Source organism: Anaerostipes sp. AF04-45, assembly GCF_003461725.1.
GTDB classification, from domain to species: domain Bacteria; phylum Bacillota; class Clostridia; order Lachnospirales; family Lachnospiraceae; genus Anaerostipes; species Anaerostipes caccae.
The window spans coordinates 56,223-65,268 of record NZ_QTXQ01000013.1; the positions used below are offsets into that span (position 1 = coordinate 56,223).

Annotated in this window: 5 protein-coding genes; all 5 read right to left on the reverse strand. The window is 33.0% G+C overall.

The window, feature by feature from the left end:
• Positions 1-236: 236 nt before the first annotated feature.
• A complete protein-coding gene (locus DWV34_RS15290) occupies positions 237-3,686 on the reverse strand; it encodes a bifunctional glycosyltransferase/CDP-glycerol:glycerophosphate glycerophosphotransferase (RefSeq protein WP_022261078.1) in 3,450 nt (1,149 codons plus the stop codon).
• A 129-nt stretch (positions 3,687-3,815) separates the two neighbouring features.
• Positions 3,816-4,934 carry an acyltransferase family protein gene (locus DWV34_RS15295; RefSeq protein WP_022261077.1) on the reverse strand — a complete coding sequence of 373 codons (1,119 nt, stop codon included), beginning with the start codon at positions 4,932-4,934 and terminating at the stop codon, positions 3,816-3,818.
• Positions 4,915-6,597: a DUF6020 family protein gene (locus DWV34_RS15300; protein WP_009290639.1), complete on the reverse strand. Its 1,683-nt coding sequence runs from the start codon at positions 6,595-6,597 to the stop codon at positions 4,915-4,917. Before DWV34_RS15300 ends, DWV34_RS15295 begins: the two co-directional genes overlap by 20 nt.
• On the reverse strand, positions 6,584-7,516 hold the full coding sequence (locus tag DWV34_RS15305) for a glycosyltransferase family 2 protein (protein ID WP_022261076.1): 933 nt from the start codon (positions 7,514-7,516) through the stop codon (positions 6,584-6,586). Before DWV34_RS15305 ends, DWV34_RS15300 begins: the two co-directional genes overlap by 14 nt.
• Positions 7,517-8,499: 983 nt before the next feature.
• Complete coding sequence (locus DWV34_RS15310; protein WP_147342264.1) at positions 8,500-9,030, reverse strand: O-antigen ligase family protein; 531 nt, start codon at positions 9,028-9,030, stop codon at positions 8,500-8,502.
• Positions 9,031-9,046: the final 16 nt, after the last annotated feature.

The window sequence follows — 9,046 nt, forward strand, 5'->3', positions numbered from 1 at the left end:
CCCTCAGAGCAAAATATGTCCTTGTTTTTTTGGTATACAGCTTTGATTTCAAATATCTTTTACTAATCGGTTTTGACTTTGCCGTCATCGCATAAGTCTTCTTTTTTGCCTGTACATCGACCTCATTGCTGTGTATCTTAAGCGCGCTGACACATAAGACCGTGACCATAAAAAATGCCAGTAAGCATGATTTCTTTCCAATGGATTTGGTCATTTACACCCTCCCCATATTGCTGCTAGTTGCCAAGCATCATTTTAAATACTTTCTCTGATGAATTACCACACTCATATTCAATATAATGTTTATGAAATGCGTCAATCCGATCCCTCGCTTCATCCATTGCCTCATCGAGATGTTCTATTGCGTTCAGCACCTCGTCAGAAGTAAATAATAATGGTCCTGGCGCTTCTTTTTCAATGTCAATATTAAACCCACGAAGTTTGTCCCTGTATTCATCCAAATCATACGTAAAGAATATCATTGGCCGATTCAGAACGGCATAATCAAACATTACGGACGAATAATCTGTAATTAAAATATCTGTGATAATATATAAGTCTTCAATCGACTGATAATTGGTCAGATCGTAAACAAACCCGTCTTGAGCTGCTCCACTCCAGCCTTTGGCTGAAAAATGATGAAGTCTGAGGAGCAGTATATAATCATCCGAAAAACGTTCTTTCATTTTCTCCAGATCAAGCATCAGCTCAAACCGGTTCTTCACTCTCCAGGTTGGAGCATACATTATGACCTTCTTATCAGTCGGTAATCCCAGTTGCTTTTTAATTCTGTTCATTTCCGGTTCATTGTTAGACTGATACAAAATATCTGTCCTTGGATAACCCGTTTCCATAATGGTTTTATCAAAATGAAATGCCGAAGGCGCTAAATCTGCCACAAATTTACTTTGTACAATCAGATAGTCCCATCTCTTACATTTCTTAATATATTTCTGTTCACTTTTTTTCGTCGGAAAATCCCCTGGTACATCAAGACCAATTGTTTTAAGTGGGGTTCCATGCATCGTCTGCACCTCGACCTGGTTTTTCCGTTTTATAAAAGCATCATGAAAATTGACATTATTCACAAAATATTTTGCTCTTGCCATATAGTAAAGATATTTAAACGACAGACGTCTTACTCTTATTCCATTTCCAGTAATAGGAGTACATTCATCTTTTAATACCCATATACACTTATAATCAGGATGATACTTGTCAATGTATTCATACAAATAGCGTGGATTACAGCTAAATTTGCTTCCCCACATAGACTCAAAAACAATCCATTTTCTTTTAATAGGGAGTCTTCTAAGCAATGGATAAATAAAACGATTCGTGAAATCTCGTTTCTTTTTACTCCTTGTAAAAAAGCCTTCTAACCGCAGCGTATTGAAATATAAACAGTCATCTTCTGAATCCAGAACAAAACGATATCGCCTTGTCTTTGTATAATACTTTTCATCCAAAGCAATTGTTTTCTTTTTTACCGGGAAAGTCAATGTCTGATCTTCATATCTATATGAAATGAACACCTGTCTTTTTTTTGAGTAAAGATTTTTTGTAATCACCTCTTTACTCAAATCTACTACAATTGTCACAAAAATTTTATTCCCCTCTTTAATGACCTTCCCTTCTCCTAACAGTATCTGCTCTTCTACTTTCTGGTCTTCAACATACAGCTTAGCTGCTATAGGAATATAATCGGAATCTAATAATTCCTTTTCAATCACAAACTCAAATAAGTTCTGATCATGCTTTACTTTGCTAATAACCGGCGCTATCACATCCCTTGAGATAAAATAACGATTATCTGCTGTGATTTCTTCCAATATATGATCTGTACCATAAGTAGTAAACTGTCTTCCTCTCTTCTCCTTAAGAATTGGCTTATATTGATGCCCCTCTTTAAAGGTCAAGTATCCTTTTCCTCTTGGTATATCCTCAAGAGCAATCTTAACAATATTCTTATCGATGTTAGCGGGAAGCTTTATAGCATCATATGGATCTCTTGACAAATATATTTTTTCCAATGGTTTTGTCAGATTAAATTGTAAATGACGATTTACAATTTCCCGATGTTCAATTTGTTCTTCACATTTACTAATCTTCAACTTCAAAGCGAAACGATAAGTAGTGCTTAACTCTATATGCAGATGCTCCTTCAAATATGATTTATGGTCTAGTTTCTTACGAAGTGATTTCATGATTCCACGCAGAATCAATTCTTTTTTCCATTGATCCCGTTCATATGTCATTAAGATAAAGTATTCACCCTCGATGTTTTTCTCTAAAATATCTTTCTTTACATCAATGGTAATTCTATACCCTGCACCTTTATAGTTCTTCAGATAAAACTGTTTGGTCTCGTTGTCAATCCTAAATCCAAACTTCTTATTTGCATAAGCTGATTCAATACTTTCTGTCTGAAGCGGTATTTTCTCCCCTGTATCCGTTCTAAATAAATATGCATTGAGCTTTCGCACATTTGGTCTTGGAACTGACAGCCCCATAATAAAAATATAACCTTCAATGATACATTTATCATCTTTCCAGGTAATATCTTCAATTAAGTGGGTCAATCTCCATTTTTTTATTGCTGATTCCATATCAGCATCCTCCTTTGGAATCAGATCCTTCGGAAAATGACCTATATATTTACCCTTCTTCTCTGTTATTTTTATATTTTTATAATTATCCACTTCATATTGACGAAGTTGCACCAACCTCTTGGCGTCATCATTCATAATACAACGATATTTCTCACGATAGACTACTGGAAGCTTATCTATTGTTTCAAGAGGGATCGCCTCATTTATATAATCCCTGAGAATCTGAATCATTTCCTCTGTTTTATCTGATGGAAGATAGATACATGTATTTACAAAAACCATCAAATCAATATACAACCATTTATAATGTTTCTCTTCCCACAGTTTTTCTTCGGTAACATTCTCTTTAAAAAATTTGTCTACCATACGAAGCACTGTAATTCTGTCTCTTAAATTAGTAAAATCATCTGCCCTTTGAGTAATTGATTTATTCGCACCATCCCGAATCCTCCACCTGTAACAGACATCCTGCAGCATTGTCACATTATCTGCCAGATAATGCATTGGTATCGTTACCGGGATATCTTCATATAAGATTCTTTCTGGAAATTTAAAATTATATTTATCCCAAAATTCCTTACGGATCAACTTATTCCATGATGTTGTATCGTAGATTAAATCTGTATTTTCTGTAATATGAGTCTTGTCTAAATATTTTTGAAAGGCAAGTTCATGTAAATTTGATACTCTTTCTTTTTTGGAATTAAATCGAGATACATGTCCAACCACCATATCACTGTGGTTTCTCTCTGCGGCCAAATACATTCTCTCATAAGCATCATCCGGTACTATATCATCAGAGTCTAAAAAAATAATATATTTCCCTTTAGCATATTGAATTCCTGTATTACGGGCATTTCCCAGCCCACCGTTGACCTGCCTAATATATTCAAAATTATCGTATCGATCTGCAAAATCCTTGGCAATATCACTGCTTCTGTCCAATGATCCATCATCAATCATGATTGCCTGTATCCCATCCAGAGTCTGGTGCACTACTGACATCAGGCATTCTTCTAAATATTCTTCGACATTATAAATCGGTATAATCACACTTACTTTAACGTCATTCATTTTCACACCTCTTAAATTTCGTCTGTTCTTGTTACATAATTCAAATTATATCATGTTGTTTTCTTTGAAGGAAATTTAAATTCACATTTTTTAAATTTATCTAATCCATCTTCTTTTAATTACACAATATTATTTATAATCTCTTATCAACAACTTCCGTAAATTATTTACAACCACTTGATATCGTATTATTTTTTTAAACCGCTCTAATGCAATAGATGCTATTAAAGATATAAATAGCAATACCAGATAGTCTAACCAAGCATAATAAAATGAATATATAAATTTATGAAAGAATATATCTCGAAAAAAAGAATGTATTAAAAAAATATTCATAGAATGCTTTCCTAAAAACTCTAATACTTTATTTATAACTTTCATGTCAGAAATGTATACATATGAGAAAACAATCACATAAACAGCAGCAAAACCATCCCAAAAATCAAGAAATTTCCAACCAATCCAAGCATTTTGTCTACATTTAATAATCATTGCAAGTCCTAAAGTAAGGATTATAAATTTGAATATTTTAAAAAATGCTCCACCTTTTAAGAGCTTTAACTTTAATGTTACTAATAAGTTCTGTTCAGAAAAGTACATTCCCAATATATAGGCAAATGAATATCGAACTAAATCTGTCTGAGTAAATCCTAATGCCCTCGGTATTGCTATAGACCCTAATAGTACAATCCATTTATATTCCCCGATCAGTTTATACAAAAATGGAAAAAGCAAAATCAAAAGAATCGCCAAACTCATATACCACCATGTCAAACAAAATAAGGGCGTACCCATTAACTTCCCAAGTCCCAAGCCATCTAAAACAAAATAAAAGATAGATGTCCAATCATTTCCATATACTTGTGCATATCTTCCTGTAAAAATCGACAGCAACTGTATGATGAAAAATATAATAAGAAATCCTGACATTAAAGATAGCCACCGATTTAGAACATAATTTTTAATATTCATTCCCTCTTCTTTTTGCTTATAATCTGTATACATACCATAACCGGTCATAAATACAAACATCGCTACACAGATTTTTGAAAAGCTTGCAAGATACTGTATTGTATGAGAAGAAAAGGGAACAAAGGAAATAGGATAATACTCCAATTCCTTTACTTTCTCAAGCATTTCATACGGAACAGTTGCCCATCTTTCTGCATTCAAAAAACAATGATGAAACAACATCAAGACTATGGCTATCCCCTTTATCTGCAATGTGTTAGTTTTTGTAAACTTCATTCACTTTTCTCTCCTCTTTGCCAGTTATCAGTCCCAAAAGCAATGGAATACTAACAATAAAAAAATATGCGTATCTCATATAAACGACTGGTCCAAGCAAACTTATCAAGATATTAAAGGTAATTAACCCATAAGCCCAAAATAAATGATATTTCTTCTTAATAACACAATAAGATAATAAAACAATAAGCAAATTCATATAGAATCCGATATTTACAGTCCATCCAATATATGGATTTTTCTGGATTTGATCCATAATTTTAACCAATGTTTCTCTTGCATTCTTAAATTTACTAACATTTGTAATGCCCATAAAAGGCTGCCCTTGTACCTGAATTCCATTGTAATAAGTTTCACGTCCATAGCGCTCATAATAAAAATATTCATAGCAATTATTCATTGCTGACTGAATATATACATTTGGATACTTTTTTAAATATTTAAACCATATCTTAAAAAAAGTTTTTTTATCATTCTCGGTAAGATTCAAATTATAACTATATTTTACAGGATCGGACTGTCTCGGGTTATATCGTTTTACTAAAACAGAATAGTCTTCTCCAGGACACATTACATACTCAATTATTTCTTTATCTTTTTTTGAAACCTGAGAACCATGCTCTTTTAACAGTCTTGCCATTTGTTGCAATGGCACACTCAGCATTTCCTTTTCACTCCCTGGAGCTATATTAGCAATTTTAAAAACACCTTTCGGCATAACAACTCCTAAAAACAATATCGGGATCAAGTAACTGATACAAACATATTTTCTCGCATTTTTTCCAAAAAACAATGATATCGGAAAAAGTAATAGTAACAAATACAGCCCATTATTCCTCATTAATCCCTGTAAAATAAAAACAATAATTATTCCCGCGAGATTTCTCTTTCTTCTATAAAACTTTTGTGGATTTTCAAACATCCGAACTATACAAAGCGTCGCAATTAAAAGAAAAATAGTAAACAACGTATCTTTACATAGTGATGCTGTCGTAAGTGGTATCAAAGGCCAAAAGGCATAAAAAATGATAACTAAAACTTTTATTGTTTTTGAAGTGCCCCTTTCCTTCAAAAAACAAATAATATAAGCAAATATCAACGCCATTAAAATCATCTGAAACAACATCATCATAAAAAGTCCAAAGCGTACACTATGTATTGCTTCCCCTAATTTCGCAAAGAATCCCAAAATCAAAGTGTGCCCTACCGGATGATGATTATTCCAATAAGATACAGCCGGATTTGATAAATTTACATACTTTCTAGTCCAACACATCGTGCTGTCATGAAATACCTGTCCTAATTGATCTCTCACATCCGGGTTTGCTGAACATGGATACATGAGAATGATATAAGGTAACCAGCAAACAACTAATATCAAGGTAATCTTTATAATATCTTTCGTATTAATTCTATATTCCTCTTGATTATCAACATTTCCTTTCTCCAATAGTCTAAACAACATAGATATAAGGCAAAAAAATATGAACGTTAATAAAAGCCAAATTGCAATGGCTTTACTATGAATCATACCATTCTCAAATACTAAGTTCCAATTGTTTTGCTTTGAAAAACTGTATCCTAAAACTTGAAGCGCTGACGTAACCATTGCTAAAATTAAGGTGATAACAGTTTTTCGATTAAAACTCTTACTTACTTTCATCGTACTTCCCTAACATCTGCAATTTAAATTCAAAGTCCTGTTTGTTTTTTTGCACTAATGTTGTCAATATCAGTCCTGCAAAAAAAGACTGTATTGCTGACAGTGCAATAAATCCGCTAACAATTAGTGTTGGGAAATTTGGTACAAGACCGGTCCGCAAATAAGTAACAAGAACCGGAACAAACATAATCGCTGAAATTATAAGTAATAAAATTGACATTCCGCCAAAAAAGCCCAATGGTTTATAATTTTTATATAATCTTAATATTGTAAAGAGAACTTTAATTCCATCTGAATATGTGTTTAATTTTGATTCACTTCCTTCAGGTCGATCTCTGTAGTCAATAATAACATTTTCTACCAGCATATTTTTGTCTACTGCATGAATGCTCATCTCTGTTTCAATTTCGAATCCTTTGGACAAAACCGGAAATGTCTTAACAAACTGATAGCTAAACGCCCTATATCCTGTCATAATATCCCTGATATTACTTTTAAACAGCCGATTAATAGTTCCTCTCACCAAACTATTTCCCATATTATGAAATGGTCGTTTATTTTCTTCGAAATATGTAGAAGATAAACGATCCCCAACAACCATATCAACATTTTTTTTCAAAACTTTATCAGCCATCTCTTGTCCAAACTCTGCCGGATAGGTATCATCCCCATCAATTATAATATAACACTCTGCATCAATCTCACGGAACATACGGCGAATAACATTACCTTTTCCCTGCTGATACTCATGCCGGACAATCGCTCCTGCTTGTTTAGCAATATCAGCAGTATTATCTGCTGAATTATTGTCATATACATATATTTTAGCTTCTGGTATTTCCCTTTGCCAATCATTAATCACTTTTTTAATTGTTTTCTCCTCATTGTAACAGGGAATCAATACAGCTATTCTCTCCATATACCTGTCCTTTCCTTAATCTTTTATCTTAAGACTTAATTTTTTTAAAATAATTTCAATATAAAAATAATTGATCATCCTCTAATCAAGCCTCAGATATGTGATTCTAAATAAAATTATCTGTCATCTACATACAGCTTTTTATTTTTTCACCAAATTCAATTTATACATCGGAATTATAACATTATTTCATTCTTTTGTAAATTATGCTTGTTTCCATTTCTCTCAAATCAATAACTAGCTAAATAGAATATTTAAATTCCATTTCCTATAGCATCCCCTGCAGAAATTTTCCTTACAAATATTACCATGGATGTTTTCTTGCAAATTTTGGTATGTTCTTATCTCGTGATGATGGTATTGATTTCAGGTTCTCATTATGGACAAACATAAACACTTAACCCTTTAAGAAAGTTCTGCTATTAAACTCTTGTTGGATTCTTCCTCTTCCTTATTAAAAAGATCACCCAGACAGCTTTCCCGTAACTGTACCACCCTCTTAAAAAAGTTTGCTGCTATTTTCTCATGACAAAAGTCTTTGTTTGCTTCTCAGATTTCTGTAATGGCCCATTCAAAGATGCATCAGGATCATATCTGTCAAGCTGTTTTTCCAGGGCACATAGGTCGCTTTCGGAAGCCCTATATTAAGAGAGATGGTTCTTTCATCATTCTGAAATCTATTCTTACTGTTCTCTCAGATGAGCTTCTTTCTCTAAACGCAGCCTCTCCAGTTCTTTTAAATAGGAATTCCCGACTCTAAGTTTTAAATTGTCTCCTTATAATTATTTGAGATTCTTCTGACCATCCTTGGAGATGGCAATCCTATTAGGCCATTGTCACCAAGTGTTTCATATACATGGGCCCATATCTACACAGATTCCCCCGAAGGAACACTGTATTTCTTTGCGATGGATGCCTTTTTTCTTGACTTCGCAACTATATTTTATCATAAAAACAGACCTCCAATCGTTAGATTTTTAGGTCTAACTTTTGGGGATCAGTTTATTTTTACTACCCATCCCTAAAAATATAGCCATAAAAAACAGGCAAACAAATAGAAAAACTGGAGTTCGTAAATAATAGTCCTCAAATAAATTAATGATAAAAAAATAACTTAACGGCAAACACCATTTTTGGCAGCTTATTTCATCCATATTACGAATTTTTTGGAACAAAATAAGAATAAATAATAACAACCCCGAAAACCCGGTAACTGCGAAAAGACCAATATACCCGTTATGTGAATTAAAGTATTGTATAGAATTTATAACTTCTTGTTCTTCTATTCCCAAAGAAGTATGTTTTAATAAAAACTCTTTTCTATTTTCTTTCTGTTTTTCAAAACTACCTGAGCCAAACATAAAATGGTTTTTTCCAACATTTATATCGCTTTTCCAAAGTATATATCGACCTGTCGAAAACATTTGTATTTGTGACTCTTCCTCTGATAAGTCAAAAAAAGTTCTATGGTTGTTTGTTGTCGGGCGGCGAATTAAAGTTCCAACCGACTGCAATTCTACCGCAAATTAA

Excerpts from the sequence above, each read along its gene's own strand:
- DWV34_RS15295 (WP_022261077.1), bottom strand. The coding sequence starts at position 4,934 with ATGAAGTTTACAAAAACTAACACATTGCAGATAAAGGGGATAGCCATA.
- DWV34_RS15290 (WP_022261078.1), bottom strand. The coding sequence starts at position 3,686 with ATGAATGACGTTAAAGTAAGTGTGATTATACCGATTTATAATGTCGAA.
- DWV34_RS15300 (WP_009290639.1), bottom strand. The coding sequence starts at position 6,597 with ATGAAAGTAAGTAAGAGTTTTAATCGAAAAACTGTTATCACCTTAATT.
- DWV34_RS15305 (WP_022261076.1), bottom strand. The coding sequence starts at position 7,516 with ATGGAGAGAATAGCTGTATTGATTCCCTGTTACAATGAGGAGAAAACA.